General features: G+C 60.5%; 28 protein-coding genes and 2 tRNA genes. 17 read left to right on the top strand and 13 right to left on the bottom strand.

The genetic code is table 11. The features are described 5' to 3' along the window. Nucleotides 1–178: 178 nt before the first annotated feature. Entirely contained in the window at nt 179–1330 is a 1152-nt protein-coding gene (locus tag AC2YJX_RS06730) for a S1C family serine protease (RefSeq protein ID WP_055399373.1), read from the bottom strand. A 122-nt stretch (nt 1331–1452) separates the two neighbouring features. Here AC2YJX_RS06730 and AC2YJX_RS06735 point away from each other — a divergent pair, with 122 nt between their 5' ends. Together AC2YJX_RS06735 and pdxA are read left to right on the top strand one after the other, a co-directional pair. Further along, nucleotides 1453–2214, top strand: coding sequence for a Nif3-like dinuclear metal center hexameric protein (locus AC2YJX_RS06735; protein WP_055399371.1), 762 nt, complete (start codon nt 1453–1455; stop codon nt 2212–2214). A 95-nt stretch (nt 2215–2309) separates the two neighbouring features. Then, nucleotides 2310–3338 carry a 4-hydroxythreonine-4-phosphate dehydrogenase PdxA gene (gene pdxA, locus AC2YJX_RS06740; protein ID WP_487255608.1) on the top strand — a complete coding sequence of 343 codons (1029 nt, stop codon included), beginning with the start codon at nt 2310–2312 and terminating at the stop codon, nt 3336–3338. Between the two features lie 182 nt (nt 3339–3520). On the opposite strand, the gene mscL is transcribed toward pdxA, so the two are convergent. Continuing rightward, nucleotides 3521–3952 carry a large conductance mechanosensitive channel protein MscL gene (gene mscL, locus AC2YJX_RS06745; RefSeq protein WP_055399204.1) on the bottom strand — a complete coding sequence of 144 codons (432 nt, stop codon included), beginning with the start codon at nt 3950–3952 and terminating at the stop codon, nt 3521–3523. 145 nt (nt 3953–4097) lie between these two features. On the opposite strand from mscL, the gene petA reads away from it, so the two are divergent. From petA to AC2YJX_RS06775, 6 genes are all read left to right on the top strand, one after another. Then, a complete protein-coding gene (gene petA, locus AC2YJX_RS06750; protein ID WP_055399203.1) occupies nt 4098–4694 on the top strand; it encodes a ubiquinol-cytochrome c reductase iron-sulfur subunit in 597 nt (198 codons plus the stop codon). Nucleotides 4695–4705: 11 nt separating this feature from the next. Continuing rightward, nucleotides 4706–6118 (top strand): cytochrome b, encoded by a 1413-nt coding sequence (locus AC2YJX_RS06755; protein WP_055399201.1) that lies wholly within the window; start codon nt 4706–4708, stop codon nt 6116–6118. Nucleotides 6119–6137: 19 nt separating this feature from the next. Next, nucleotides 6138–6896, top strand: a complete 759-nt coding sequence (locus AC2YJX_RS06760; RefSeq protein WP_055399199.1) for a cytochrome c1 — start codon at nt 6138–6140, stop codon at nt 6894–6896. A 109-nt stretch (nt 6897–7005) separates the two neighbouring features. Then, on the top strand, nt 7006–7617 hold the full coding sequence (locus AC2YJX_RS06765; RefSeq protein WP_007854512.1) for a glutathione S-transferase N-terminal domain-containing protein: 612 nt from the start codon (nt 7006–7008) through the stop codon (nt 7615–7617). A gap of 48 nt (nt 7618–7665) precedes the next feature. Next, nucleotides 7666–8217 carry a ClpXP protease specificity-enhancing factor gene (locus tag AC2YJX_RS06770; protein ID WP_055399369.1) on the top strand — a complete coding sequence of 184 codons (552 nt, stop codon included), beginning with the start codon at nt 7666–7668 and terminating at the stop codon, nt 8215–8217. A gap of 51 nt (nt 8218–8268) precedes the next feature. After that, nucleotides 8269–8344 (top strand) — tRNA-Thr (locus AC2YJX_RS06775). Between the two features lie 46 nt (nt 8345–8390). Here AC2YJX_RS06775 and AC2YJX_RS06780 read toward each other — a convergent pair. Further along, entirely contained in the window at nt 8391–8690 is a 300-nt protein-coding gene (locus AC2YJX_RS06780) for a hypothetical protein (protein ID WP_055399197.1), read from the bottom strand. A gap of 31 nt (nt 8691–8721) precedes the next feature. Between AC2YJX_RS06780 and AC2YJX_RS06785 the strand changes: the two genes are divergently transcribed. The 5 genes from AC2YJX_RS06785 (at nt 8722) to AC2YJX_RS06805 (ending at nt 15313) form a co-directional block, all read left to right on the top strand. Then, complete coding sequence (locus AC2YJX_RS06785) at nt 8722–9705, top strand: M23 family metallopeptidase (RefSeq protein WP_487255609.1); 984 nt, start codon at nt 8722–8724, stop codon at nt 9703–9705. A gap of 137 nt (nt 9706–9842) precedes the next feature. After that, nucleotides 9843–12596 (top strand): preprotein translocase subunit SecA, encoded by a 2754-nt coding sequence (gene secA / locus AC2YJX_RS06790; protein WP_487255610.1) that lies wholly within the window; start codon nt 9843–9845, stop codon nt 12594–12596. A gap of 95 nt (nt 12597–12691) precedes the next feature. Then, nucleotides 12692–13921, top strand: coding sequence for a bifunctional glutamate N-acetyltransferase/amino-acid acetyltransferase ArgJ (argJ, locus tag AC2YJX_RS06795; protein WP_487255611.1), 1230 nt, complete (start codon nt 12692–12694; stop codon nt 13919–13921). 56 nt (nt 13922–13977) lie between these two features. Next, nucleotides 13978–14850 carry an ATP-binding protein gene (locus AC2YJX_RS06800; protein ID WP_218298710.1) on the top strand — a complete coding sequence of 291 codons (873 nt, stop codon included), beginning with the start codon at nt 13978–13980 and terminating at the stop codon, nt 14848–14850. Further along, nucleotides 14843–15313 carry an NUDIX domain-containing protein gene (locus AC2YJX_RS06805; RefSeq protein ID WP_121508813.1) on the top strand — a complete coding sequence of 157 codons (471 nt, stop codon included), beginning with the start codon at nt 14843–14845 and terminating at the stop codon, nt 15311–15313. Before AC2YJX_RS06800 ends, AC2YJX_RS06805 begins: the two co-directional genes overlap by 8 nt. 95 nt (nt 15314–15408) lie before the next feature. On the opposite strand, the gene AC2YJX_RS06810 is transcribed toward AC2YJX_RS06805, so the two are convergent. From AC2YJX_RS06810 to AC2YJX_RS06845, 8 genes are all read right to left on the bottom strand, one after another. Continuing rightward, nucleotides 15409–15627, bottom strand: a complete 219-nt coding sequence (locus tag AC2YJX_RS06810; protein ID WP_228898759.1) for a DNA gyrase inhibitor YacG — start codon at nt 15625–15627, stop codon at nt 15409–15411. Nucleotides 15628–15678: 51 nt separating this feature from the next. Then, on the bottom strand, nt 15679–16434 hold the full coding sequence (gene zapD / locus AC2YJX_RS06815; protein ID WP_055399185.1) for a cell division protein ZapD: 756 nt from the start codon (nt 16432–16434) through the stop codon (nt 15679–15681). 85 nt (nt 16435–16519) lie between these two features. Then, on the bottom strand, nt 16520–17140 hold the full coding sequence (gene coaE, locus AC2YJX_RS06820) for a dephospho-CoA kinase (protein WP_487255612.1): 621 nt from the start codon (nt 17138–17140) through the stop codon (nt 16520–16522). A gap of 3 nt (nt 17141–17143) precedes the next feature. Continuing rightward, nucleotides 17144–18022, bottom strand: coding sequence for a prepilin peptidase (locus AC2YJX_RS06825; RefSeq protein ID WP_487255613.1), 879 nt, complete (start codon nt 18020–18022; stop codon nt 17144–17146). Continuing rightward, entirely contained in the window at nt 18022–19239 is a 1218-nt protein-coding gene (locus AC2YJX_RS06830; RefSeq protein ID WP_431151982.1) for a type II secretion system F family protein, read from the bottom strand. Before AC2YJX_RS06830 ends, AC2YJX_RS06825 begins: the two co-directional genes overlap by 1 nt. A 17-nt stretch (nt 19240–19256) precedes the next feature. Next, a complete protein-coding gene (gene pilB, locus AC2YJX_RS06835) occupies nt 19257–20996 on the bottom strand; it encodes a type IV-A pilus assembly ATPase PilB (protein ID WP_487255614.1) in 1740 nt (579 codons plus the stop codon). A 133-nt stretch (nt 20997–21129) separates the two neighbouring features. After that, nucleotides 21130–21206, bottom strand: a tRNA-Pro gene (locus tag AC2YJX_RS06840). Between the two features lie 40 nt (nt 21207–21246). Then, entirely contained in the window at nt 21247–22176 is a 930-nt protein-coding gene (locus AC2YJX_RS06845) for a polyprenyl synthetase family protein (protein ID WP_055399175.1), read from the bottom strand. A gap of 226 nt (nt 22177–22402) precedes the next feature. Here AC2YJX_RS06845 and rplU point away from each other — a divergent pair, with 226 nt between their 5' ends. Further along, nucleotides 22403–22714 carry a 50S ribosomal protein L21 gene (rplU, locus tag AC2YJX_RS06850; protein WP_005794184.1) on the top strand — a complete coding sequence of 104 codons (312 nt, stop codon included), beginning with the start codon at nt 22403–22405 and terminating at the stop codon, nt 22712–22714. Nucleotides 22715–22729: 15 nt separating this feature from the next. After that, nucleotides 22730–22987 (top strand): 50S ribosomal protein L27, encoded by a 258-nt coding sequence (rpmA, locus tag AC2YJX_RS06855; protein ID WP_008905145.1) that lies wholly within the window; start codon nt 22730–22732, stop codon nt 22985–22987. Between the two features lie 3 nt (nt 22988–22990). On the opposite strand, the gene AC2YJX_RS06860 is transcribed toward rpmA, so the two are convergent. Further along, complete coding sequence (locus tag AC2YJX_RS06860) at nt 22991–23290, bottom strand: hypothetical protein (RefSeq protein WP_233559615.1); 300 nt, start codon at nt 23288–23290, stop codon at nt 22991–22993. Here AC2YJX_RS06860 and cgtA point away from each other — a divergent pair. Continuing rightward, nucleotides 23219–24229 carry an Obg family GTPase CgtA gene (cgtA, locus tag AC2YJX_RS06865; RefSeq protein WP_487255756.1) on the top strand — a complete coding sequence of 337 codons (1011 nt, stop codon included), beginning with the start codon at nt 23219–23221 and terminating at the stop codon, nt 24227–24229. The genes AC2YJX_RS06860 and cgtA overlap by 72 nt on opposite strands. A 92-nt stretch (nt 24230–24321) precedes the next feature. Beyond that, entirely contained in the window at nt 24322–25461 is a 1140-nt protein-coding gene (proB, locus tag AC2YJX_RS06870; RefSeq protein ID WP_121507427.1) for a glutamate 5-kinase, read from the top strand. Nucleotides 25462–25574: 113 nt separating this feature from the next. On the opposite strand, the gene AC2YJX_RS06875 is transcribed toward proB, so the two are convergent. After that, nucleotides 25575–26243 (bottom strand): RNA pyrophosphohydrolase, encoded by a 669-nt coding sequence (locus AC2YJX_RS06875; protein WP_055399169.1) that lies wholly within the window; start codon nt 26241–26243, stop codon nt 25575–25577. Nucleotides 26244–26257 lie beyond the last annotated feature (14 nt).

Below are 26257 nucleotides of genomic sequence, written 5' to 3' on the forward strand. Positions count from 1 at the left end.
GCGCTCCAAGCTATATTTTTAATAGCTGACGGGTTGCATCAGCGGCCATGCCGCAGTGTTCTGCGCGCAGCCCCTAAAAACTGGCGCGTGCCCAATACCAGTGCCACCGCGGAACCGGCTTTGCGAGGCCGCTGGAGGCGTCTCCCTTTGGGAAAACGCGCAGCGGCTCAGAGGGGGCTTACCGCCTCACATTGCGCTGAGGCTTGGGGCGCACGCCGGGGTTGATGCTCAGTTCCACCATCTTGTCGCCACGCTGCACGTTGAATGGTGCCGCAGTGCCGGGCTTGAGCCCCGCCACGGCGGTCAGCAACTCGGACACATTGCTCACCTTCCTACCTTCAACCCGCACGATCACATCGCCGGGCCGCATGCCCGCCTGGGCGGCGGGGCCGTCCTGCAGCACGCCGGTGATGATCACGCCCTCGGTGGCTTTCACGCCGAAGGTTTCTGCCAGTTCGGGTGAGAGTTCGTTGGGCTCCACGCCAATCCAGCCGCGTGTGACCTGGCCGTCCTGCACGATGCCATCCAGCACCATGCGGGCCGTAGACACGGGGATTGCAAAGCCGATGCCCATGCTGCCGCCCGAGCGCGAGTAGATGGCCGTGTTGATGCCCATGAGGTTGCCATTTACATCCACCAGCGCGCCGCCCGAGTTGCCAGGGTTGATGGCCGCATCGGTCTGGATGAAGTTCTCGAAGGTGTTGATCCCGAGCTGTGTGCGGCCCAGCGCGCTCACGATGCCGCTGGTCACCGTCTGGCCCACGCCAAACGGGTTGCCTATGGCCAGCACCTGGTCGCCCACGGCGAGTACGTCCGAGTTGCCCAGCACGATGACGGGCAGCTTGTCGAGTTCGATCTTGAGGATGGCCAGGTCGGTGTCGGGGTCGGTGCCGATCACGCGGGCGCGGGCGCGGCGGCTGTCGGTCAGCGTCACTTCGATCTCGTCGGCGCCTTCCACCACGTGGTTGTTGGTCAGGATGTAGCCGTCGGGGCTCACGATCACCCCGCTGCCCAGCCCGGCCTGCGCCTGGGCACCCTGGTCGCCAAAGAAGAACTGGAACCAGGGGTCGTTGCTGCGCGGATGGCGCACGGCCTTGCTGGTGTTGATGCTGACCACCGCAGGCGCCGCCTGGCGCGCCGCAGCGCTGAAGCTGCCCGCCGCAGGCTGCGCATTGGCCGGGGCAGGGGGTGCTTCGAGCAGCGCAATGCCCGCGCCGGAGCGTGTGGTGGCGCCCCGGCCCAGCCAGCTCGGCTGCAGGGTGGCGACAACGAAGTAGGCCGCAACGAACACCGTGACGGCCTGCGAAAACAACAGCCAGATGCGTTTCATGAAATTCTGTACAGGTGATGGGCTGGAGAAGGGGCGGCGGGCGGTGTGCATGCCACGGCTGCCTCCCGGAGAAAAGCATTGTCCCCCATGTGTGGGCGTGGGCCACGCGCGACAATAGCTGCATGAGCATTTCCCGCACCAAACTTTTGCAGGCGTTTGACAGCCTGCTGCAACCCGAGCGCTTCAAGGACTATGGCCCCAACGGCTTGCAGGTGGAGGGCAAGGCCGAGATCAGCCGCATCGTCAGCGGCGTGACGGCCAGCCGCGCCCTGATCGACGCGGCCATTGCTGCCCAAGCGGATGCCATCTTCGTGCACCATGGCCTGTTCTGGCGCGGGCAAGACGGCCGGGTGACGGGCTGGATGAAGCAGCGTTTGCAGTTGCTGCTCGCGCATGACATCAACCTGTTTGCCTACCACCTGCCGCTGGATGCCCACCCGGAACTGGGCAACAACGCCCAGCTAGGACGGGTGCTGGGGCTCGTGGCCGACGCGCGGTTTGGCGAGAACGATCTGGGCTTTGCCGGGCCTGCCGCGTTTGCCGATGGGCAGGCCCTGGCAGACCATGTCGCGCAGGCCCTGGGCCGTCCCGTCACCTGGGTGCCGCCGGAAGGCGCTGCTGCGCAGCGGCCAGTCTGCCGCGTGGCCTGGTGCACAGGAGGCGCGCAGGGCTACTTCGAGGCGGCGATTGCGGCTGGGGCCGACGTGTTCATCACCGGCGAGATTTCCGAGCCCCAGGCGCATCTGGCCCGCGAGATGGGGGTGGGTTTTATCGCCGCAGGGCACCACGCGACCGAGCGTTATGGGGCGCCTGCGGTGGCGGCGCAGGTTGCAGGGCGGTTGGGGCTGGGCCACCAATTCATCGAGATCGACAATCCTGCCTGATCGCTGGTAGCCTGGGTTTTTCGCTATAAAAATAATAGCTATTTGCGCTTATCAATAAAGCGCTAGGGTCACTTTTTATCTGAAATCAAACTTCCATGAAGCCTCTCGCCATTACCCAGGGTGATCCTGCCGGCATCGGCCCCGAAATCGTGGCCAAGGCCTTTCGCGATGCGCCAGCCGATTTGGTGGGTTGCTTCGTGGTGGGCGATGTCGCCACCTTGCGGCGTGCGGCCCAGGCCATCGTGCGGCCCGGCGTGCCCATGGTACCCGTGGCACAGATTGCTGCGCCCGCCGATGTGCTGGACGTGCCGCCCCGCTGTGTTCCGGTGTTGCAGTTGCCAGGCATTCCTGGCCCGCAGCCCTGGGGGCACATTGGCGCCGCCGCTGGCCGTGCCGCCGCAGACAGCGTGGTCTGGGCCGCCCGCGCGGCGCTGCGGGGCGAGGTGGCGGGGCTGGTCACGGGGCCCTTGCACAAGGAGGCCTTGGCGGCAGCGGGCGTGGCATTTCCGGGCCACACCGAGCTGCTGCAGGCCGAGGCCGCCGCGCACCAGGGGGTATCGCTGGCGCAAATGCCCGTGCGCATGATGCTCGCCAGCGACGAGTTGCGCACGGTGCTGGTCAGCATCCACATGTCGCTGCGCGATGCCATTGCGGCGGTCACCACGGACAACGTCCTGCAGACGTTGCAAATCACGCACGCTGCCCTGGTGCGCAGCCTGGGGCGGGCGCCGCGCATCGCGGTGGCAGGGCTCAATCCCCACGCGGGCGAAGGCGGGCTGTTTGGTAACGAGGAAGCCGAGGTGATTGCGCCGGCCATCGCCGCTGCGCGCGCGCAGGGGCTGGATGTACGGGGGCCCTTCGCTCCTGACACGGTGTTCAGGCGCGCGCGCAGTACGCCCCATCGCGCTGGAGAGTTCGACGTGGTCATTGCCATGTACCACGACCAGGGGCTTATCCCGGTGAAGTACCTCGGGGTGGACAAGGGGGTGAACGTGACCCTGGGCTTGCCCCTGGTGCGCACCAGCCCCGACCACGGCACCGCGTTTGACATAGCGGGGCAGGGTATTGCCGATGCTGCAAGCCTCATCGAGGCCGTGCGCATGGCGCGGACCCTTTGTGGATGAAACAGTCCCATGGCGCTGTGGCTAGGCGCAAAAACAAAAAACTATCAATTCGATAGCGGATTGTTGAGGGATGGGGCTTCAAACTGGCGCGCCCCGAGCCAGCAGCCACCGCGCAAGGGACACTCCGCCGCGCTGGCGGCGTCCCCCTTCAGGGGGAAGGCGCGTAGCGACTCAAAGGGGCGTTATTTTTTCAAGCTATCTCTGATCTCGCGCAACAGGACGATGTCTTCGGCGGGCGCGGCTGGGGCTTCGGGGGCTGGCGCAGGGGCTTCGCGCTTGAGGCGGTTGATCTGCTTGATCATCATGAAGATGATGAACGCCAGAATGATGAAGTTGACGGCCACGGTCAGGAAGTTTCCATAGGCAAACACCGGCACGCCCGCCTTCTTGAGGGCATCGAGCGTCATGGCCGTGCCCGGTGGCACGGACCCCAGCACCACGAAGAGGTTGGAAAAGTCGAGTTTGCCGAACACCAGCCCCACCACCGGCATGATCAGGTCGGACACGACCGAATCCACGATCTTGCCGAACGCCCCTCCAATGATCACGCCGACGGCAAGGTCGATCACATTGCCCTTGACCGCAAACTCCCTGAACTCCTGCATCATCCCCATGGTGTGCTCCTTGTTTGAATGGTGATGCCGGAGTATTGCCCGGCGCGGTGCCCTGTCAAGACAGTCACCCACTTTGAAATAACCATTTTCACTCCGCTACAATTCGCGGTTGACCCAACAATAGCGATGTTTACCGAGGATCCCCATGAGTGACACACCAGTCGACACCAGTAAAAGGACGTGGCTGATTGCGTCCGGATGTGCCGGTGCCGCTGGCGGAGTGGCAGTTGCAGTGCCTTTCGTCAGTAGTTTTCAGCCTTCGGAAAAAGCCAGAGCGGCCGGTGCCGCTGTAGAGGTGGACATCTCCGCCCTTCAGCCCGGCGAAAAGCTGACCGTTGAATGGCGTGGCAAGCCTGTGTGGATCCTGAAGCGCACTCCCCAGCAGCTGGAGTCTCTCGCTCAGACGGAATCGCAGCTGGCCGATCCCAAGTCGGATCGCAAGACGTACCCCACCCCCGAGTACGCCAAGAACCAGCACCGTTCGATCAAGCCGGAAGTGTTTGTGGGCGTGGGCATCTGCACCCACCTGGGTTGCTCGCCCGGAGACAAGTTCCAGACCGGCCCACAGCCCTCGCTGCCAGACGACTGGCACGGTGGCTTCCTGTGCGCCTGCCACGGCTCCACGTTCGACGTGGCTGGCCGGGTCTTCAAAAACAAGCCGGCGCCTGACAACCTGGAAGTGCCGCCGCACATGTACCTGTCCGACACGCTGCTGTTGATCGGCGAAGACAAGAAGGCCTGAGGTAAATCGACATGGCTGAATTCAAGGAAATCTCCCCCAACGCCTCGGCAGGCGCCAAGGTCACGAACTGGTTCGAGAACCGCTTCCCGACCGCTTTTGACGCCTACAAGGTGCACATGTCGGAGTACTACGCTCCGAAGAACTTCAACTTCTGGTACATCTTCGGCTCGCTGGCCCTCGTTGTGCTGGTGATCCAGATCGTGACCGGCATCTTCCTGGTCATGCACTACAAGCCCGACGCCAGCCTAGCGTTTGCTTCGGTCGAGTACATCATGCGCGATGTGCCCTGGGGCTGGCTGATCCGCTACATGCACTCCACAGGCGCCTCAGCGTTCTTTGTGGTGGTGTACCTGCACATGTTCCGTGGCCTTATCTACGGCAGCTACCGCAAGCCGCGCGAACTGGTCTGGATCTTCGGCTGCGCCATCTTCCTGTGCCTGATGGCCGAGGCCTTCATGGGCTATCTGCTGCCCTGGGGCCAGATGTCGTACTGGGGCGCCCAGGTGATCGTGAACCTGTTCGCTGCCATTCCCTTCATCGGTCCTGATCTGGCCTTGCTGATCCGTGGCGACTTCGTGGTGGGCGATGCCACGCTGAACCGCTTCTTCAGCTTCCATGTGATCGCTGTCCCGCTGGTGCTGCTCGGCTTGGTGGTGGCCCACTTGCTGGCGTTGCACGACGTGGGTTCCAACAATCCCGATGGCGTGGAAATCAAGGGCCCCAAGGCGCCCAAGGATGCCAATGGCAAGCCGCTCGATGGCGTGCCTTTCCATCCCTACTACACGGTGCACGACATCTTCGCGCTGAGCATGTTCCTGATGGCGTTCACGGCCGTGGTGTTCTTTGCGCCTGAGTTTGGTGGCTACTTCCTGGAGTACAACAACTTCATCCCGGCCGATCCGCTGGTGACGCCGTTGCACATCGCGCCGGTCTGGTACTTCACACCGTTCTACTCGATGCTGCGTGCCATCACGACCGAGATGATGTACGTTCTGGTGCTGTGTGTGCTGGCGGGTGCTGCCTTTGGTGTGTTCAAGGCCAAGTTGCCCAGCTTCATCAAGGTCGGCATCGCTGGTGCTGCCGTCGTGGCGGCGGTGCTGATGCTGTCGATCGATGCCAAGTTCTGGGGTGTGGTGGTGATGGGGGGTGCCGTGATCATCCTGTTCTTCCTGCCCTGGCTGGACCACAGCCCGGTGAAGTCGATCCGCTACCGTCCCGACTGGCACAAGTACCTGTACGGCGTGTTCGTGATCATCTTCCTGATCCTGGGCTACCTGGGTGTGCAACCCCCTTCGCCCATTGGCGAACGTGTGTCGCAGGTGGGTACGCTGTTCTACTTTGGGTTCTTCCTGCTGATGCCCTGGTGGAGCCGTATTGGCGAGGCCAAGGCCGTGCCCGACCGCGTGACCTTTGTGGCGCACTGAGCCCCAGGAGATAACAACAATGAAGAAAATCATCCTCACGTTGGTGGCCGCCCTGGGTCTGGCTGCTGGCTCTGCACTGGCTGCGGGCGGTGGCATTCCGCTGGACAAGGCCCCCGTCAAGACGAACGATCTGGCCTCGCTGCAAAATGGCGCCAAGGTTTTCGTCAACTATTGCCTGAATTGCCACTCCGCAGCGTTCATGCGGTTCAATCGCCTGAAAGACATCGGTTTGACCGATCAGCAGGTCAAGGACAACCTGCTGTTCACTACGGACAAGGTCGGCGAAACCATGAAGGCGGCGATTGATCCCAAGCAGGCCAAGGCCTGGTTTGGTGCCAATCCCCCCGATCTGACCGTGATCGCCCGTTCGCGTGCTGGCGCCGGTGGTTCGGGTGCGGATTACCTGTACACCTACCTGCGTACTTACTACCGCGACGAAACCAAGCCGACCGGCTGGAACAATCTCGTGTTCCCCAACGTGGGCATGCCCCACGTGTTGTGGGAGCTGCAGGGTGATCGCCGCCCAGTGTTTGAAGAGCACGAAAGCCATGGCCACAAGACCCAGGTTTTCAAGGGTTGGGAGCAGGTCAGGCCTGGTCTGATGACCCCACTGCAGTACGACCAGACTGTGGGTGACCTGGTGAACTACATGCAGTGGATGGCAGAACCCGCGCAAAACACCCGCAAGCGAGTGGGTGTCTGGGTGCTGATTTTCCTGGGTGTGTTCACGGTGATTGCCTGGAGGCTCAACGCAGCCTTCTGGAAAGATGTGAAGTAACGCGCGCAGCAGTCATATCCATTGAAAGCACCCTTCGGGGTGCCTTGGTTTTTTTGCAGAGTGGGCGCTTTTGGCGTCCCACTCTTTTGATTTTTAGGAGCCTCCCACCATGATGGTGCTTTACTCGGGTACGACCTGTCCCTTCTCCCACCGCTGCCGTTTTGTCTTGTTCGAAAAGGGCATGGACTTTGAAATCCGCGATGTGGACCTGTACAACAAGCCCGAAGACATCAGCGTGATGAACCCCTACGGCCAGGTTCCCATTCTGGTCGAGCGCGATCTGATCCTGTACGAGTCGAACATCATCAACGAGTACATCGACGAGCGCTTCCCCCATCCCCAGCTGATGCCCGGCGACCCCGTAGACCGCGCCCGTGTGCGCCTGTTCCTGCTCAACTTCGAGAAGGAGTTGTTCGTGCACGTGAACATCCTGGAGTCGCGCGCGACCAAGGGCAACGAAAAGGCGCTGGAAAAGGCGCGTGCGCACATCCGTGACCGCCTGACGCAGCTGGCTCCTGTGTTCCTCAAGAACAAGTACATGCTGGGCGACAACTTCTCCATGCTCGACGTGGCCATTGCCCCGCTGCTGTGGCGCCTCGACTACTATGGCATCGACCTCAGCAAGAATGCAGCTCCGCTGCTCAAGTATGCAGAACGCATCTTCTCGCGCCCTGCGTACATCGAGGCGTTGACCCCATCCGAGAAGGTCATGCGCAAGTAACTTGCGGCCTGCCCCGTTCCCTATTCACAGCAGTTGCCTTTCACCTTCATGACCGCACAGGAATCTACGTCCACACGCCCGTACCTCATTCGTGCCTTGTACGAGTGGTGCACCGACAACGGGCTGACGCCGTATGTGGCGGTGCGTGTCGATGACTCGGTGCAGGTGCCTCGTGAATACGTGAAGGATGGTGAGATCGTCCTGAACATCAGTTTTGATGCGACAAGCGCCTTGCAACTGGGCAACGATTTCATCGAGTTCAAGGCCCGGTTTGGCGGCAAGCCGCGTGAGATCCTCGTGCCGGTGGGGCGGGTGATCGCCATCTATGCCCGTGAAAACGGGCAGGGTATGGCGTTTCCGCCCCCGGTGGATGTGCTGGCTGGTGGTGCGGCTGCTGCCGGGGCCATCGCGCCCATGCTGGCAGAAGCGGTGTCTTCCGAAGATGCTACTGCTGCAAGTGGAGCGCAAACTTCCGAGGACCGCGTGGTGCAGTTGGTGTCTGCGGATGACGGCAGGAAAGATGGCGACGAAGGGGGTGACGCACCGCGACCACCTCCGGCTGCGGGTGGTGCTCGGCCATCGCTCAAGCGGGTGAAATAACCGCCCCTTGTTTTTTTGAGGCTGCTTTTTCCACGATAAAATGCAGCCTTCGCCGGTTTAGCTCAGTTGGTAGAGCACCCGCCTTGTAAGCGGTAGGTCGTCAGTTCGATTCCGACAACCGGCACCAGTTTTCTCCTGTTCCTCACCGCATTCCCTGATCCTGGCGTTGACCGTCAGGTTTGAACTTTCAGGCGAATCGCGTTAACCTCCCACCCCCGGCTGCGCAAATGCGCCTGCAAAGCAGGCAGCAGTTGGCGTATTTTTGCCGCGGCGGCATTGCTTTTGACCAGCAGGCACCAGGAGTCTCCATCAATGGGGCCGGCCTGGATCGCTGGGCGCAGCGCCGCAGGAATCAGCATTTCAATGGCCTTGAGCCGATCACTGGAGTCGCGTGTCAGCGCTGTGAGCTTGGCCAGCGTGGGAGAGTCCTCGCTGGCTTGCTGCAGGGTGACGGCGTAGTGGCGGCGGTTCATGGTGTGCGTCTTCGGGCGTGGAGAATTCGTAGTGCATCTGATTATCACGGACGCCAGGCTGGCGCGCAGCCGGGCCATTCACTTGTCGGGCACCCGCCTGATCCTGGCAGGGCTCTTGCTGTCGCTGTGCCTCATGCTGGTGGCTGTGACGCTGTACCACTGGGTGTTTCTCAAGGGCGCGCGTGAAGGCTGGCCCATTGTGGGGTCATTGGTACGGCTGGTCGTCAAGGACGAGTTTGCAGAGCGGGACCGTTTCATGCGTGCCAATCTGGATGCCATGGCCCGCCGCGTTGGCGAGATGCAGGCCCGCATGGTGCAGCTGGAATCCTTGGGCGACCGCGTGCTGGGCCTTGCAGGCATGGCGCCGGCCGATGTCCAGAAGTCCGATGGGCGTGGAGGGGTGTTGGTCAGTGCACGCAATCTCTCCATGGAGGAACTGCAATCCACCCTTGACGAGCTGGAGCGCCTGACCAACCAGCGTGTGGATTTGATGACCGTGCTCGAATCGCGCCTTTTTGACCAGCACATCCGCAAGAAGATGATTCCTACCCATGCGCCTGTCACCGGACGGGTGCCGGGCTCGGCGTTTGGCTGGCGCGTAGACCCAATCACCGGCCAGTCGGCCTTGCACACGGGCCTGGATTTTCAGGCAGATACCGGAACACCGATCCTGGCAGCTGCGGGGGGTGTAGTCGTGACGCAGGAATACCATCCGGCTTACGGCAACATGATCGAGGTGGACCACGGCAACCAGCTGGTCACGCGCTACGCCCACGCATCGCGCACCTTGGTCAAGCAGGGCGACATCGTACGCCGTGGCCAGAAGATTGCCGAAGTGGGAACCACAGGGCGTTCCACCGGTCCCCACCTTCACTTTGAGGTGCTGGTGCAAGGGGTTTTCCAGGACCCACAGAAGTTTCTCAGCGCTGGTGGCACGGCTGCGGGCGCGCAGGTTGCGGCGATCCAGCCGCACGCATCGCCCGGCCAGCCGGCCACACCTGCAGCGGGCAGGTAAAATCGCGGGTCCGGTGTTCACGGCCCGGGATTGCAGTGCTTGCAATCCTTGGTGATGGACCCACCTGAACTCAATTCATCTTAGGGATTTCGGTCGCTTGACGCGCTGCTTGCAGCGGGGCAGGCGGTCCTGTTCGCATGGCCACCAACTTCCTCACCAAACTATTCGGCAGCCGCAACGACCGGCTCCTCAAGCAGTACCGCAAGACGGTGACCCGCATCAACGCGATGGAGCCCGACTACGAGAAACTGTCGGACGAGCAGCTCAAGGCCAAGACGCAGGAGTTCAAGGAGCGCGTGGCCAAGGGCGAATCGCTGGATGACATCCTGCCCGAAGCCTTTGCCGTGGTGCGCGAGGGCTCCAAGCGCATCATGAAGATGCGGCACTTTGATGTGCAGCTGCTGGGAGGCATGGCGCTGCACTTTGGCAAGATCTCCGAAATGCGGACGGGCGAGGGCAAGACCCTCACCGCCACCTTGCCCGTGTACCTCAATGCCCTGTCGGGCAAGGGTGTGCATGTGGTGACAGTCAACGACTACCTCGCCAACCGCGATGCGCAGTGGATGGGGCGCCTGTACAACTTCCTGGGCCTCACGGTGGGCATCAACCTGCCCAACATGCCGCGCGAGCAAAAGCAGGAAGCCTACCGCGCTGATATCACTTACGGTACCAACAACGAATACGGCTTTGACTACCTGCGCGACAACATGGTCTACGAAGCGCAGGACCGCGTGCAGCAAGGCCTGAACTTCGCCATCGTCGATGAGGTGGACTCGATCCTGATCGACGAAGCCCGCACACCGCTGATCATCAGCGGCCAGGCCGAAGACCACACAGCGATGTACATCGCAATGAACAAGGTGGTGCCGCTGCTGGTGCGCCAGGAAGGCGAAGCCGACCCGCGCACGGGTGAAGGCGTGACCAAGCCTGGCGACTTTACGCTGGATGAGAAGACGCACCAGGTGTTCCTGACAGAGCAGGGCCACGAGAGCGCTGAGCGCATCCTGGCTAGCCAGGGCCTGATTGCCGAGGGGGCCTCGGTGTACGACCCGGCCAACATCACGCTGATGCACCACCTGTATGCGGCGCTGCGTGCCAACCACCTGTATCACCGCGACCAGCACTATGTGGTGCAAAACGGTGAGATCGTGATCGTGGACGAGTTCACCGGCCGCCTGATGTCGGGCCGCCGCTGGAGCGAAGGCCTGCACCAGGCCGTGGAAGCCAAGGAAGGCGTGAACATCCAGGCCGAGAACCAGACGCTGGCCTCGATCACGTTCCAGAACTACTTCCGCCTGTACAACAAGCTCGCCGGCATGACCGGTACGGCCGATACGGAAGCCTACGAGTTCCAGGAAATCTACGGCCTGGAAACCGTGGTCATCCCGCCGAACCGCCCCAGCCGCCGCGACGACCAGCTGGACCGCGTTTACAAGACCACGCGCGAGAAGTACGAAGCCGCCATCAAGGACATCCGTGAATGCCACGAGCGCGGCCAGCCCGTTCTGGTGGGCACCACGTCGATCGAGAACTCTGAAATCATCGACCAGCTCCTGAACAAGGAAGGCCTGCCGCATCAGGTGCTGAACGCCAAGCAGCATGCACGGGAGGCGGACATCGTGGCCCAGGCAGGCCGTGCGGGCATGATCACCATCGCGACCAACATGGCCGGGCGCGGGACCGACATCGTGCTGGGCGGCAACATTGAAAAGGATGTGGCGGCCATCGAGGCCGATGAGACCCTGTCTGAAACGGAGCGCGCTGCCAAGGTGGCGGCGTTGCGCGAGCAGTGGAAGATCGATCACGAGAAGGTCAAGGAACTGGGTGGCTTGCGCATCATTGCGACCGAACGCCATGAGTCCCGCCGCATCGACAACCAGCTGCGCGGCCGCTCGGGCCGTCAGGGCGACCCCGGCTCGTCGCGTTTCTACCTGAGCCTGGACGATTCCCTGATGCGCATCTTCGCGGGCGACCGCGTCAAGGCCATCATGGACCGCCTGAAGATGCCCGATGGCGAAGCCATCGAAGCCGGCATCGTGACGCGCAGCATCGAGTCGGCCCAGCGCAAGGTGGAAGCCCGCAACTTCGACATCCGCAAACAGCTGCTGGAATACGACGATGTATCCAACGACCAGCGCAAGGTGATCTATCAGCAGCGCAACGACATTCTGGATGCTGCCGACCTGTCGGACGTGATCGCTGCCATGCGCGAAGACTGCATGACCGATCTGGTGCGCCAGTATGTGCCCGCCGAATCGGTGGAAGAGCAGTGGGACCTCGCCGCGCTGGAAAAGGTGCTGGCTGAAGAATGGCAGGTGTCGATTGCCTTGCAGCAGGTGGTGCAGGGCGCCAGCGCCATCACCGACGATGAAATCCTGGAGAAGGTGCTGGCCGCTGCCCATGCCTCGTTTGACGCCAAGGTGGCGCAGGTTGGGCGCGAGAACTTCACGCAGTTCGAGCGCATGGTGCTGCTGCAGAGCTTCGACTCCAACTGGCGCGACCACCTCTCCGCACTGGACTATCTGCGCCAGGGCATTCACCTGCGTGGCTATGCGCAGAAGCAACCCAAGCAGGAATACAAGCGCGAGGCCTTCGAGCTGTTCCGCCAGCTGATCGACCAGGTCAAGAACGAAGTCACCAAGATTCTCATGACCGTGCAGGTGCAATCGCAGGAGCAGCTGGACCAGGCCGCGCAAGAGATGGAAAACCGTGGCGAAAGCATTGCCAACGTGACCTATACCGCGCCGACCGAAACGGGCGAGGTCGAAACCACGGTGGATGTGCAGGCGCAGGACTTGGCGCTGCCGGAGGGCATGCGTGTGGGCCGCAACGATCCTTGCCCTTGTGGCAGCGGCAAGAAGTACAAGCAGTGCCACGGCAAGCTCGCCTGATTTCCTGATCCACACAACACGGGCTTCGGCCCGTGTTTTCATTGGCGTGCCACGGTTTTCCGGATAATCGGCCGCAGTTTTTCAGAAGGACCCCCATGCCCGTCAATCTCGTTGCCCCCGTTGCCGCTGATCTGCACCCGATTGCTGGAGTGCGCATTGGCGTTGCCGAAGCCGGTGTGCGCAAAGCCAACCGCAAGGATCTCACCGTGTTCCTGCTGGATGCGGGCGCCAGCGTGGCGGGCGTGTTCACGCAGAACCGTTTTTGTGCGGCGCCGGTGCAGATCAGCCGCGACCACCTTGCCAGCGGGCAGCCCATCCGCGCCATGCTGATCAACACCGGCAATGCCAACGCTGGCACGGGCGCTGATGGCCTGGCGCGTGCGCGCGCCACCTGCGTTGCCCTCGCGCGCCAGCTCAGCGTAGCGCCCGAGCAGATATTGCCGTTTTCCACCGGTGTGATCATGGAGCCGCTGCCCAATGACCGCATCGAGGCAGGCCTGCCCGCCGCCATTGCCGACGCGCAGCCGGGCCACTGGGCGCGCGCTGCAGAAGGCATCATGACCACGGACACCTTGCCCAAGGCCTTTTCTGCCCAAGTGCAGATTGGTGGTGCCACCGTGTCCATCACCGGCATCAGCAAGGGCGCGGGCATGATCCGGCCCAACATGGCCACCATGCTCGGCTTCATGGCCACGGACGCTTGCGTGGCCCCTGTGGTCATGCAGCAGCTGGCTCGCGAACTGGCCGATGGCTCGTTCAACCGCGTCACCATCGATGGCGACACCTCCACCAACGATTCGTTTGTGGTGGTGGCGACCAACAAGGCCGCGCATGCGCCCATCACTTCTCTGGCAAGCACCGAGGGCCAGGCCCTCAAGGCCGCCATGCTGGCGGTATCGCAAAAGCTTGCCCAGGCCATTGTGCGCGACGGCGAAGGCGCTACCAAGTTCATCACCGTGCAGGTACAAGGTGGCAAGACCGGCGAAGAGTGCCGCAAGGTGGCGTACGCCATCGCCCATTCGCCCTTGGTCAAAACCGCGTTCTATGCCAGCGACCCAAACCTGGGCCGTATTCTCGCGGCCGTGGGCTACGCAGGCATTGACGACCTCGACCAGACCGGTATTGATCTGTACCTGGACGACGTACACGTGGCCATTCAGGGCGGACGCAACCCCGCCTACCGCGAGGAAGACGGCCAGCGCGTGATGAAGCAAAGCGAGATCACAGTGCGCGTGCTGCTGGGTCGGGGCGAGGCCTCCGACACGGTGTGGACCTGCGATTTCAGTCACGAATACGTCACCATCAATGCGGACTATCGTTCGTAAAGAATGCTCCTAATTTGATAGCTTTTGGCGCTTGATAGATAAGCGCTAGGCCCGAAATGAATCAAAAATTTGAACATCTGATCGAGCGGGCCGAGCAGCTGATCGCCCGCATCGAGTCTGTGCTGCCCCAGCCCCTGGGAGCGCCGGACTGGTCTTTGTCCATCGCCTGGCGTTACCGCAAGCGCAGCAGTGGCCACGGCACCCTGGAGCCCGTGCGCCATGTGGCTGCGATGCAGCTGGCGGATCTCAAAGAGATCGACGGGCAAAAGGAAAAGATTCAGCGCAATACCGAGCAGTTTGTGTTGGGCAAGCCCGCCAACAACGTGCTGCTGACCGGTGCGCGTGGAACCGGCAAGTCGTCGCTCATCAAGGCCTGCCTGAATGCGTACGCCGGACAGGGCCTGCGCCTGATCGAGGTGGACAAGGCGGATCTGGTCGACCTGCCGGATATCGTGGATGTGGTGGCCGACCGGCCGGAGAAATTCATCATCTTTTGCGATGACCTGAGCTTTGAAGACGGCGAGCCAGGCTACAAGGCGCTCAAGTCGATCCTGGATGGATCGGTGGCCGCCGCCACGCCCAATGTGCTGATCTACGCCACCAGCAACCGGCGCCACCTGTTGCCCGAATACATGGCTGAAAACCTCACGTACACCCACACCGCTGATGGCGAAGTGCACCCCGGTGAAGTGGTGGAGGAGAAGATTTCGCTGTCAGAGCGGTTTGGCCTGTGGGTGAGCTTCTACCCCTTCAGCCAGGAGGAGTACCTGACCATCGTCGCCCAGTGGCTGGCCTCCTTCGGGGTCTCTGGCGCCGCGACTGCTGCGGCCCGGCCCGAGGCGCTGGTCTGGGCGCTGGAGCGCGGCTCGCGCAGTGGCCGTGTGGCCTACCAGTTTGCGCGTGACTATGCGGGGCGCCACGATGGTTGATTCTGTTGCCGGATCCGCTGCTGCGCCTGCAACACCGGCCGCGACTACGGCGCGCAAGCACACCGAGGTGGCTGTCGGTATCCTCTTGCGGGCCGATGGCGCGATGTTGCTCTCCACACGCCCGCCGGGAAAACCTTATGCCGGGTATTGGGAGTTTCCGGGCGGCAAGGTCGAAGCGGGCGAAACTGTGGAGCAGGCGCTGCGCAGAGAGCTGGTGGAAGAGCTGGGCGTGACCATCGGCGCTGCCAGTGTCTGGAAAGTCACGGAACACGACTACCCACATGCCCTGGTGCGCTTGCACTGGTGCAAGGTCTGGGAATGGTCGGGCGAATTCGAAATGCGCGAAGGGCAGACCATGGAGTGGCAGCAGATGCCACTGACGGTGTCACCGGTGCTGCCCGGTGCCTACCCTGTGCTGCAGTGGCTCGCTGAAGAGCGTGGCCTGGAATATTCGCCGGAGTGACTTTCCTTTGCTGCCGAATTTATAGCTGCTAGCGCTTCATTGGTAAGCGCTAGAGCCCAATTTTGTTTGAAATCCTGGGCAATTCCCAGTCGAGGTCAGTGCTGCAGGCGAGGATCGCCATAAGTTTCGTCGGCGGGTGGAGCCTCTGCAGGCATGCGGAAGTCCTCGCTGGCCCAGGCGCCGAGGTCGATCTGCTTGCACCGCTCGCTGCAGAATGGGCGGTACACGTTGGCGGGGCTGTAGACACTGTCACCGCCACAACTGGGGCAGGTGACGATGCGTGCTCGTGGTTGGGTGTGCGTAGAGTTGGCCATGCTCGTCGTCGTTCTCAATGTCCTTGCCTGCTACCTATCCGGCGCCGCAGCTTACGCGCACAGGGTCAGCTCGAAGGCCGCATCTTCATTGCTGGCATGCAGGCGCCCGTCACTTTCCAGCCGCATGAGCCGCACCGAGACGATCAGGCGGTTGCCGCTGATCTCGGGAATCAGGTTCAGGGCCGGGTCAATGCGCAGACGCAGCAACTGGAATGTACGGCCCTGCGGCAGGTTCTGCTGAAATTGACCGCGCTCTGCTGCCACCTTCTGGGGAACGCCAGAGTCGCGCAGCAGCTTGAGCAACACATAAATGGATTCGGCCAGCGGGGCCAGGGTCGATGCCCACTCTTCGAGGGCCTGCTGGCGCACACCTGGTTCATGGTGCTGCCACGCGTAATACGCAGGCAAATCGAACCCGCAGGTGCCACCGGGAATGCCCACCCGGCTGCGGATGCTCATCAGCCAGTCGTTTTCGGTGAGCAAGTGTCCGGACTTGCCTGATTGGGTGTTGAGAGCTGTGAAACAACGGTCGAGCTGGGCAATGACTGCGTCAAGGGCCGCTTCGGAGATCGAGGGATTGCCACGGTAGCTATCGAGCTGGTGCTTGTGCTTCTCGATGTCCTTGAGCACATCCGACTTGAGGTCGGCCCGTGCCGCCACATCCATGATTTCGAAGATGGTTACCAGCGCAAAGTGGTGGTCGAGCGCGTGGGAGCGGGGAATCAGTTCTCCCAACCGGCGGAACAACTGCTCAAGCCGCAGATAGGTTCTGAGACGCTCGTTAAAGGGATATTCGTAAAGGATCACGCTGGCGGGTTCCTGGGGGCTCAGGGAGTATTCTGACGCCGGTGGCGCACGGCATGGGGTGAAAGCACAAACGGTTTCGTTCGCATCATAGCCCGAACAGCGTGGCCACTTGCTGGGTCTGCAGGCGCAGGTCCTCTAGCGAGCAATCCCTGTCGTTGGCAATCACGGCATCTGCCACGGCGCGGCGCGCCGTGCGGCTTGCCTGCGAGGCGATGATGCCTTGCACCACCTCTCGCGCCAGGCCGCTGCGTTGCATGACCCGCTGGATCTGAGTTTCTTCAGAGCAATCCACCACCACGACCGCATCGAGCCTGCGGGCCCACCGGCCGGATTCCGCCAGCAACGGGATGTCAAACACGATCAGGGCATGGCCTTGGTCCGCAGCCTGCTGGGCCTTCGCGTTGCTATGCAGGGTAACCAGAGGGTGCACGATCCCTTCGAGTTGGGCGCGTGCCTCGGGGTGGCTGAAGACCAGAGCCCGCATTCGCGCGCGGTCCAGTGCGCCGGACGCATCCACGAAGTCTGCCCCGAAAGTGGCGCTGATTGCGTCCATGGCCGCTCCTTGAGGGCCTGTCACGTCGCGAGCTAGCTGGTCTGCATCGATCAGGCTGCCTCCCAGCGCGGCGAACATGCCGCCCACGGTGCTCTTTCCGCTGCCAATGCCCCCGGTCAAGCCAAGGCGCAAGGGGCGCCTGCGCGGATTCATCGTTTATAGGCCCAGAAGGTTCAAGACAGAGTTAAGGATAGCGTTGGGGCCAAACACCATGGCGGTAAAACCAGCGCCGACCAGGAAGGGGCCGAAAGGGATGTAGCCGCCTTCACGCAGGCTGCTGAAGACTTTCATCCCGATACCGATGACGGCACCGATGACTGAGGACATCAGGATGATGGGGATCAGGGCCTGCCAGCCAAACCAAGCACCCAATGCGGCAAACAGCTTGAAATCCCCATAGCCCATGCCTTCCTTGCCCGTGGCGAGCTTGAATCCCCAGTAAACCAGCCAGAGCGAAAGATACCCCGCTGCCGCGCCGAGCACGGAGGCATACAAGGGCACCTCAATCCACTGCAGCGCGGAAGCGAGCAGGCCAGCCCACAGCAACGGCAAAGTGATGTCGTCCGGGAGCAGGGTCGTGTCCCAGTCGATGAACGCCAAGGCGACCAAGGCTGCCGAGAACCCGCACCAGACGAGCCCCGTGGGCGTCATCCCCCAGCGCTGGATGCACAGGAAGAAAAGGGCCCCCGTCGCCATCTCGATCAAGGGATAGCGTACCGAGATCCGCTCCTTGCACGCGGAGCAGCGCCCGCGCAGAAAAAGGTAGCTCAAAACAGGGATGTTCTCGTACCACTGGACCATGTGCCCACACGATGGGCAGCGGGAACGGGGAACCATGAGGTTGAACCGCTCCTGTTCAGGAGGTGCGGCACCGGCATCTCCTGGCGCGCTCTGCGCCTGCGCTGCCCGGATTTCCTCAGCCCACTGGCGTTCCATGATTTTGGGAAGCCGGTAGATGACCACATTGAGAAAGCTACCGATTAGAAGTCCCATTACCCCGCCCAAACTTGCATTCCACCAAACGGGCATCTCCATTACACAACTTGGCCGAGTTTGAAGATTGGGAGGTACATGGAGACGACGATGCCGCCAATCAGCGTACCCAGGAACACGATGATGATGGGCTCCATCAGACTGGACAAGCCCGCCACCATTTCGTCCACTTCGGCCTCATAGAAATCCGCAGCTTTGCCCAGCATGTGGTCAATGGAACCTGATTCTTCCCCGATGGCGCACATCTGAAGGACCATGGAGGGAAAAATATTTGCGTTGCCCATGGCTGCGGTCAGGCTGGTACCGGTAGAGACTTCCTGCTGGATTTTTTCGGTTGCCATGGAATACACAGAATTGCCCGAAGCACCACCGACGGAGTCCAGAGCTTCAACCAGTGGCACCCCTGCCGCAAACATCGTGGACAGAGTACGTGTCCAACGCGCAACGCAGGATTTATCGATCAAAGCCCCAAAAATTGGAATCTTCAATAGCACGCGGTCCATGAACATCTGCATCTTTTCATTTCTTTTCCAGGCCTGCATGAAAAAGAAAAAACCTCCACCAATCACACCGAAGATTAACCACCACCACTTAACGAAGATTTCACTAATACCCATCACGAAAAGTGTAGGGGCAGGCAAATCGGCCCCAAACGATGAAAAAACTTCCTTGAATGCAGGAATCACAAAAATCATGATGATCGTAACTACCACAAAGGCAACGATGATCACGGAAATGGGATACATCAAAGCTGATTTAATTTTTGATTTGATGGCCTCCGTTTTTTCCATGTAGGTGGCCAAACGGTCCAGCAGGGCTTCCAAAATACCGGCGGCTTCGCCTGCTTCCACAAGGTTGCAGTAGAGGCTATCGAAATACATGGGATGCTTGCGGAATGCAGCATTCAGGGAAGTGCCTGTTTCGACATCGGAGCGGATGTCGTTGAGTAGTTTGGTAACACTTGCGTTGGTATTCCCTCGCCCCACAATATCAAACGATTGCAGAAGTGGAACGCCTGCTTTCATCATTGTGGCAAGCTGGCGCGTGAACAAAGCGATGTCTTTGGGCTTTATCTTCTTGCCAGAGCGCATCCGGCGTTTCTTGATCTTTGTGGGAAAAACGCCCTGGCGGCGGAGCGTGGCTTGCACCTGGTTCTCGCCAGACGCACGCACCTCGCCCCGCACTATCTTGCCGTGGCGATCTTTGCCTTCCCATTCAAAAACAAAATCCTTGATATCCCGTGATGCAGCGGTTGCCATGCTGGACCCTCTAGTCGTTATTCGTTGGTGACGGCAAGCACTTCTTCCAGTGAAGTGAAGCCCAGTCTTGCCTTGTGCAGGCCGGATTCGCGGAGCGAGCGCACGCCTTCTGCTCTCGCCTGTTCGGCGATTTCTAGTGCACTCCCGTCGCGTAGGATGATACGTTGGATGTCCTCAGAGATCGGCATGACTTGGTAGATGCCGACCCGTCCCTTATATCCGTTGTTACAAGCGGAGCAGCCTATGGGGCGGTACGTGACCCAGCTTCCATCAATTTCTTCTTCTTTGTACCCTGCTTCGAGCAGCGATTCATGCGGTATATCGGCCGGCGCCTTGCAGGTGGGGCACAACCTGCGGGCCAAGCGCTGCGCTGTGATGAGAATAACGCTGGAAGCAATATTGAACGGGGCGATCCCCATATTGCGCATGCGCGTCAAAGTAGTGGGGGCGTCATTGGTGTGAAGCGTTGATAACACCAAATGCCCCGTTTGTGCTGCCTTGATGGAAATGTCCGCAGTTTCCAGATCACGGATTTCGCCGACCATGATAATGTCGGGATCTTGCCGCAGAAAGGACTTGAGGGCGACCGCAAAGGTTAGTCCAGCCTTTTCATTCACATTAACTTGGTTAACGCCTGGAAGATTGATTTCGGATGGGTCTTCCGCTGTGGCAATATTGACGCCTGGCTTGTTGAGAAGATTCAGGCAGGTATAAAGGGAAACGGTTTTACCGGAGCCCGTGGGGCCTGTGACCAAGATCATTCCATAGGGCCGCCCAATGGCTTCGAGCAGGCGCTCTTTCTCTTGGGGTTCATAGCCCAATGCATCAATACCCAGCTTGGCGCTGCTGGGGTCCAGAATACGGATAACAATCTTTTCCCCAAACAAGGTCGGGAGGGTACTGACCCGGAAATCAATGACTCTGTCCGGGCCCACCTTGAGTTTCATGCGCCCGTCTTGCGGTACCCGCTTTTCAGAAATATCCAGGCGAGAAATAACCTTGATACGAGATGCCAGCTTGTCCTTGATGGCTATTGGTGGGGACGCGATTTCTCGTAATTCACCATCAATCCGAAATCTCACGCGGTATTGATGCTCATAAGGTTCAAAATGTAAATCGGACGCACGCATATTGAATGCGTCCAGCAGCATTTTGTGCAAGAATTTGACGATGGGAGCATCTTCTACATCAGTAGCCCCAGTATCGTTGTTGTCTGGTGCCTCTTCGATGGGTGAGTCGTCAAATTCAAAATCACCACCACCACCCGTCAGCGTTTCCAAAGATTCACTGGCCGATTTGGTGGTGGTTTCTACTAGGCGGCTGAGCTTGTCATACTCCGCAATAATCCAGTCCACCCCCATCTGGGTGGTGAATTTTATTTTTTCGGCTGCTTCCTGGTCCGTAGGGTCTGCAGTCGCAACAATCAGGCGATTATTGCGCTTGCTGAGCACAACAACCCGATATGCTTGGCATATCTTGCCGTCGAGCAGTTCTTTCGGCAGCCGTAATGGATCAATCGCATCCAGATCGAGTAAGGGTGCGCCAAACACAGCCGACACGGTATGGGCCAAGTCGGCAGCTGACACCGCGCCAGAACCGGTCAGTTCGGCAATAAAGCTGGTCCGGCTAGTTTGTGATTTTTTGTAAATGTCCTCTGCTGCCTTCTGGGTCAGCTTGCCAGCAGACATCAGGGCCCTGCCCAATCCGGGGAGGGCCACTGCGGAGGCTTCTTTGGGGGCAGTATCGACAGCGGCCATGTAACCGGAAATATGTTAGGTGTGGAAAAGAAACCATCCTATCATCACCGATCATCTGAAGGCTGTACAGAGATTCGAGATTGGCAACAGCACCACAAAAAGGGTGCTATTGCTGAAAATGCACTGGTATTTATGGTCGGGGTGAGAGGATTCGAACCTCCGGCCTCTACGTCCCGAACGTAGCGCTCTACCAGGCTAAGCTACACCCCGTGTGCCGCTATTGCGCTCAGAAGCTGATGCAATGGGCAGATCAGTTGCGTCTTGTAAGCAACTGTGCGGCCAATTCTAGCAAAGCTGCTGAATATGCATTGGTTGGTAGTTGCTCTGCAGCCGCCATGGCTCGGCGGGCCTCGCTAAAGGCGGCGGCCCGTGTGACTTCCAGTGCGCCGGTCTCGCGGACGATTTGCACGATGTCTGCCAGTTGGTCGGTCGAGCCTTGTTCAATGGCTTGGCGCACGACCTGCGCCTGAATTTCGGTGCCGCGCTCCATGGCAGCGATGAGGGGGAGGGTGGACTTGCCTTCGCGCAGATCGTCCCCCAGGTTTTTCCCCATCTCAGTCGCATCCCCGTCGTAGTCGAGGACGTCGTCAATGATCTGGAAAGCGGTGCCCAACGCTTGTCCGTAGGTTGCGCAAGCTTCCTCAATTTCAGGCGAGCTCTCGGCGAGTACTGCGCCGAGGCGTGCGCTGGCTTCAAACAGTTTGGCGGTTTTAGAGCGAATGACGCGCAGGTAACCCGCTTCGTCGAGCGATGCGTCATGCATGTTCATCAGCTGCAACACCTCACCCTCGGCGATCACGTTGGTGGCCTCCGAGAGTATCTCCATGATCCGCATGCTGCCTGCCTCGACCATCATCTGGAAGGAGCGGGTGTGCAGAAAATCCCCAACAAGCACGCTGGCGGGGTTGCCAAAGGTTTCGTTCGCCGTGGGTCGGCCTCTGCGCAGGGTGGATGCGTCCACGACATCGTCGTGCAGCAGTGTAGCGGTGTGGATCAGTTCCACAACGGCCGCGAGGCTGTGCCGATGTGCGCCCCGATACCCCAGGGCGCCGCAGACCATCAGCAGCAGTGCCGGTCGCAGGCGTTTTCCGCCAGCGGCAATGATGTACTGCGATATCTGGGCCACCAGAGGGACGCTGGACGTCAGGCGCTGACCAATGACCTTGTCGACCTCGTGCATGTCTTGTGCAACGAGCAAGAGAGGGGATGCTGCGGGGGCGGTGTGGTCAGTCAAGATGGTGGTCACAGAAAGAGACCGGATTATAGGAAGCCCCGGAGGCGCTTCGTTGCGACCATCGAGGCGGCGGCGCTGTCGCTGAAAGCGGGGGTGGTGTGTTGTATTGCAATGCGCTATACTCTTGGGCTCTGCGGAAATTCGTCTGCAGAACTCATATCAAGAGGTCAACATGTACGCGGTCATAAAAACCGGCGGCAAGCAGTATCGCGTTGCTTCCGGCGAAAAAATTAAAGTAGAACAGATTGCTGCGGACGTAGGCCAGGAAATTGTGATCGACCAGGTTCTGGCTGTCGGCAACGGCGCTGAACTGAAGGTTGGTACGCCCCTGGTGTCCGGCGCAACCGTGAAAGCCACTGTCGTGGCCCACGGCAAGCACGACAAAGTGCACATCTTCAAGATGCGCCGTCGCAAGCACTATCAAAAACGCCAAGGCCATCGCCAGCAGTTCACTGAGCTGCAAATCGGTGCGATTGCTGCTTAATCGAAGGAGCTAGTCATGGCACAGAAAAAAGGCGGCGGCTCTACGCGAAACGGACGTGACTCCAAGCCAAAGATGCTGGGTGTCAAGGCGTTCGGTGGTGAACTGATCAGCGCTGGCTCGATCATCGTGCGCCAACGGGGCACACGTTTCCACCCCGGCAACAATGTCGGCGTGGGCAAGGACCACACCTTGTTCGCACTGGTGGACGGCCACGTGTCGTTCGGTACCAAGGGTGCGTTGTCCAAGTCCACGGTCAATGTGACTCCTGCCTGAGGTTCATTCCTCTGGTAGCCATCGAAGCCCCGCTTTGCCGGGGCTTTGTTGTTTGGTCTGTACGATGGCGCTCAAGTCGTCGGCAGACGGCGCCTGCAAGGCGTTCCGCAGTTCCGACAGAATCAGGCAGTCTGCTGCCGGTGCTGCGCCCTTTTGTAAACTGGATATCCCATGAAGTTCGTCGATGAAGCCTTTATTGACATTGCCGCCGGTGATGGTGGCAATGGCTGCGTGTCTTTTCGGCACGAAAAGTACAAGGAATTCGGCGGTCCCAACGGTGGGGATGGTGGTCGCGGTGGGCATGTGTTTGCCGTGGCTGATCCGAACCTGAACACCCTGGTGGACTTTCGCTATTCGCGCAGGCACGAGGCCAAGCGGGGCGAGCATGGCATGGGATCGGATATGTTTGGTGCGGCTGGTGCCGACATCACCCTCAAGATGCCGGTCGGCACCATCATCACAGACGCCGAAACGGGCGAGGTGCTCTACGAGCTGCTGAACCCGGGCGAGGTCATCACCATTGCAAAGGGTGGTGATGGCGGCTTTGGCAATATGCGCTTCAAGAGCGCTATCAACCGGGCCCCGCGCCAGAAGACACCAGGCTGGCCCGGCGAGAAGAAGAACCTGAAGCTGGAGTTGAAGGTGCTGGCCGACGTGGGCCTGCTGGGCATGCCCAATGCGGGTAAATCCACCTTCATCACGGCGGTGTCCAACGCCCGCCCCAAGATTGCAGACTACCCCTTTACGACGCTGCACCCCAACTTGGGTGTGGTTCGCGTGGGGCCGGAGCAGAGTTTTGTGGTGGCTGATATTCCCGGTCTCATCGAAGGCGCTTCGGAAGGTGCGGGCCTCGGGCACCAGTTTCTGCGCCATCTGCAGCGCACCCGCCTGCTGCTGCACATTGTGGATCTGGCGCCTTTCGACGATGCGGTGGACCCAGTGGCTCAGGCCAAAGCCATCGTCAACGAGCTCAAGAAGTATGACCAGCAGTTGTACAACAAGCCGCGCTGGCTGGTGCTGAACAAGCTGGACATGGTGCCCACCGAAGGGCGAGAAGCCCGTGTGAAGGATTTCGTCAAGCGCTTTAAGTGGAAGGGGCCGGTGTTTGAGATTTCTGCCCTGACGCGTGAAGGCTGCGAGCCGCTGATCCATGCCATCTTCCGCCATGTGCAGTCCGAACAGCGGGTGGAGAACGAGCCAGTGGAAATTGATCCACGTTTTGCAGGGGATGCGCCAGCCTGATTTGCAGTCACAGTCTGCGTTCTCATTTGCTATATTAATAATAGCTATTGGCGCTTTTTGGATAAGCGCTAGCGGCCAAAAAAACTTAAAAAATGGTTTCCAGCGTATTGCGTGACGCCCGCCGCATCGTGGTCAAGGTGGGCTCCAGTCTTGTGACCAACGAGGGTCGTGGCCTCGACGAAACCGCCATTGGCGAGTGGAGTCGTCAGCTGGCGGCTCTGGTGCGTGGCGATGGCGGGTTGCCGCGCGAGGTTGTGATGGTGTCCAGTGGCGCCATTGCCGAAGGCATGAAGCGCCTGGGCTGGACCACGCGGCCGAACGAAGTTCACGAGCTGCAGGCTGCCGCTGCCGTTGGGCAGATGGGGTTGGCGCAGATGTACGAAACCAAGCTGCGCGAGCAAGGCATGGGCAGCGCGCAGGTGTTGCTCACCCATGCGGACCTTGCCGACCGCGAGCGCTACCTGAATGCGCGCTCGACCCTGCTGACGCTCTTGCGCCTGGGCGTGGTGCCGGTGATCAATGAGAACGACACCGTCGTCAACGACGAAATCAAGTTCGGCGACAACGACACCCTGGGCGCCTTGGTGGCGAACCTGGTCGAGGCCGATGCGCTGATCATCCTCACCGACCAAAAGGGCCTGTACACGGCCGACCCGCGCCGCGATGCGTCCGCGCAGTTTGTGCACGAAGCCAAGGCTGGCGACCCAGCGCTGGAGGCCATGGCCGGTGGTGCGGGTTCCAGCATTGGCAAGGGCGGCATGATCACCAAGATCCTCGCGGCCAAGCGTGCTGCTGGTTCTGGCGCCTCCACGGTCATTGCCTGGGGGCGCGAATCCGATGTGCTGGTTCGCCTCGTTCAAGGGGAGGCGCTGGGTACGCTCCTTGTGGCCCAGACGCAAAAAAAGCAAGCCCGCAAACAGTGGATGGCCGACCACCTTCAATTGCGCGGCTCGGTGGTGGTGGACGCGGGGGCTGCGGCCAAGGTGCGTGATGAAGGCAAGAGTCTGCTGCCTATCGGTATGACGGCTGTGGAGGGTGACTTTTCGCGCGGCGACGTGATTGCCGTGCGCGACGCATCCGGCACCGAAATTGCCCGTGGCCTGGCCAACTATGCTGCGGCCGAAGCCAGAATGTTGTGCCGCAAGCCTTCGACCGAATTCGAAAAGCTTCTGGGTTACGTTGCCGAGCCAGAGATGGTGCATCGAGACAACATGGTGCTGGCCGCCAGCTGACGGCGAAAGCCAGCAGCCAACGTAGCTTCTCAAAGACACCATCAGTCCACCAACAAAAACGCCTGCGATTTGCAGGCGTTTTTCATGGGACTGGCGATCACCTCGCCAATGAATTAACGCGGCGTGGTGACCGCAGGCAGTCCGTCTAGCTCTCCGGGCACACTGTTCTGCGGATCTGGATCGAAACTGGCCCCCGGTGGAAGCTCCATGCCCGGATTGATCAGCATGGACCCCGTCCGAAACATGGTGCCCGCGTGTTCGCCCTCGCGCGTGCGCATGCCACTGCGCAGGTAGCGGTTGCGCTGCTCGTGGCGAGGCAGGAAGCGGGCCAGTTCCGTCAGCGCCATTTCATAGACGCCACGCTTGAATTCGACCACGACATCCAGCGGAACCCAGTAGTCATTCCAGCGCCAGGCGTCGAATTCCGGATGGTTGGTGGCACGCAGGTTCAGGTCCCAGTCGTGTCCTACCAGTTGAAGCAGATACCAGATTTGTTTCTGGCCCTTGTAGTGTCCGCGTGCATCGCGGCGGATGTACCGGTCAGGCACCTCATAGCGCAACCAGTCCCGGGTGCGGGCCACCACGCGTACGTGGTTGGGCAATAAGCCCACTTCTTCATGCAGCTCACGGAACATGGCTTGCTCGGGAGTTTCTCCCCGGTCAATGCCACCCTGCGGAAACTGCCAGCTGTGGGTGCGTATACGCTTGCCCCAGAACACCTGGTTTTTCTGGTTGAGCAGGATGATGCCGACGTTCGGCCGAAAGCCGTCCCGGTCAAGCATAATCAAACCCCAAA

It is taken from the genome of Acidovorax sp. SRI_002 (assembly GCF_057586455.1).

What these genes read in the sequence shown, in the direction of transcription:
- AC2YJX_RS06810 (WP_228898759.1), bottom strand. Translation starts at nt 15,627, where the DNA reads ATGGCCAACTCTACGCACACCCAACCACGAGCACGCATCGTCACCTGC.
- AC2YJX_RS06830 (WP_431151982.1), bottom strand. Translation starts at nt 19,239, where the DNA reads ATGGCAACCGCTGCATCACGGGATATCAAGGATTTTGTTTTTGAATGG.
- rplU (WP_005794184.1), top strand. Translation starts at nt 22,403, where the DNA reads ATGTACGCGGTCATAAAAACCGGCGGCAAGCAGTATCGCGTTGCTTCC.
- AC2YJX_RS06805 (WP_121508813.1), top strand. Translation starts at nt 14,843, where the DNA reads ATGGTTGATTCTGTTGCCGGATCCGCTGCTGCGCCTGCAACACCGGCC.
- AC2YJX_RS06780 (WP_055399197.1), bottom strand. Translation starts at nt 8,690, where the DNA reads ATGAACCGCCGCCACTACGCCGTCACCCTGCAGCAAGCCAGCGAGGAC.
- AC2YJX_RS06755 (WP_055399201.1), top strand. Translation starts at nt 4,706, where the DNA reads ATGGCTGAATTCAAGGAAATCTCCCCCAACGCCTCGGCAGGCGCCAAG.
- rpmA (WP_008905145.1), top strand. Translation starts at nt 22,730, where the DNA reads ATGGCACAGAAAAAAGGCGGCGGCTCTACGCGAAACGGACGTGACTCC.
- AC2YJX_RS06765 (WP_007854512.1), top strand. Translation starts at nt 7,006, where the DNA reads ATGATGGTGCTTTACTCGGGTACGACCTGTCCCTTCTCCCACCGCTGC.
- mscL (WP_055399204.1), bottom strand. Translation starts at nt 3,952, where the DNA reads ATGGGGATGATGCAGGAGTTCAGGGAGTTTGCGGTCAAGGGCAATGTG.
- coaE (WP_487255612.1), bottom strand. Translation starts at nt 17,140, where the DNA reads ATGAATCCGCGCAGGCGCCCCTTGCGCCTTGGCTTGACCGGGGGCATT.
- AC2YJX_RS06825 (WP_487255613.1), bottom strand. Translation starts at nt 18,022, where the DNA reads ATGGAGATGCCCGTTTGGTGGAATGCAAGTTTGGGCGGGGTAATGGGA.
- pilB (WP_487255614.1), bottom strand. Translation starts at nt 20,996, where the DNA reads ATGGCCGCTGTCGATACTGCCCCCAAAGAAGCCTCCGCAGTGGCCCTC.
- AC2YJX_RS06730 (WP_055399373.1), bottom strand. Translation starts at nt 1,330, where the DNA reads ATGAAACGCATCTGGCTGTTGTTTTCGCAGGCCGTCACGGTGTTCGTT.
- AC2YJX_RS06860 (WP_233559615.1), bottom strand. Translation starts at nt 23,290, where the DNA reads ATGCCCACCGCGACCACCATCCCCACCGTTGGGACCGCCGAATTCCTT.
- petA (WP_055399203.1), top strand. Translation starts at nt 4,098, where the DNA reads ATGAGTGACACACCAGTCGACACCAGTAAAAGGACGTGGCTGATTGCG.
- AC2YJX_RS06800 (WP_218298710.1), top strand. Translation starts at nt 13,978, where the DNA reads ATGAATCAAAAATTTGAACATCTGATCGAGCGGGCCGAGCAGCTGATC.
- secA (WP_487255610.1), top strand. Translation starts at nt 9,843, where the DNA reads ATGGCCACCAACTTCCTCACCAAACTATTCGGCAGCCGCAACGACCGG.
- AC2YJX_RS06760 (WP_055399199.1), top strand. Translation starts at nt 6,138, where the DNA reads ATGAAGAAAATCATCCTCACGTTGGTGGCCGCCCTGGGTCTGGCTGCT.
- pdxA (WP_487255608.1), top strand. Translation starts at nt 2,310, where the DNA reads ATGAAGCCTCTCGCCATTACCCAGGGTGATCCTGCCGGCATCGGCCCC.
- proB (WP_121507427.1), top strand. Translation starts at nt 24,322, where the DNA reads ATGGTTTCCAGCGTATTGCGTGACGCCCGCCGCATCGTGGTCAAGGTG.
- AC2YJX_RS06875 (WP_055399169.1), bottom strand. Translation starts at nt 26,243, where the DNA reads ATGCTTGACCGGGACGGCTTTCGGCCGAACGTCGGCATCATCCTGCTC.
- argJ (WP_487255611.1), top strand. Translation starts at nt 12,692, where the DNA reads ATGCCCGTCAATCTCGTTGCCCCCGTTGCCGCTGATCTGCACCCGATT.
- AC2YJX_RS06845 (WP_055399175.1), bottom strand. Translation starts at nt 22,176, where the DNA reads ATGCACGAGGTCGACAAGGTCATTGGTCAGCGCCTGACGTCCAGCGTC.
- AC2YJX_RS06770 (WP_055399369.1), top strand. Translation starts at nt 7,666, where the DNA reads ATGACCGCACAGGAATCTACGTCCACACGCCCGTACCTCATTCGTGCC.
- AC2YJX_RS06735 (WP_055399371.1), top strand. Translation starts at nt 1,453, where the DNA reads ATGAGCATTTCCCGCACCAAACTTTTGCAGGCGTTTGACAGCCTGCTG.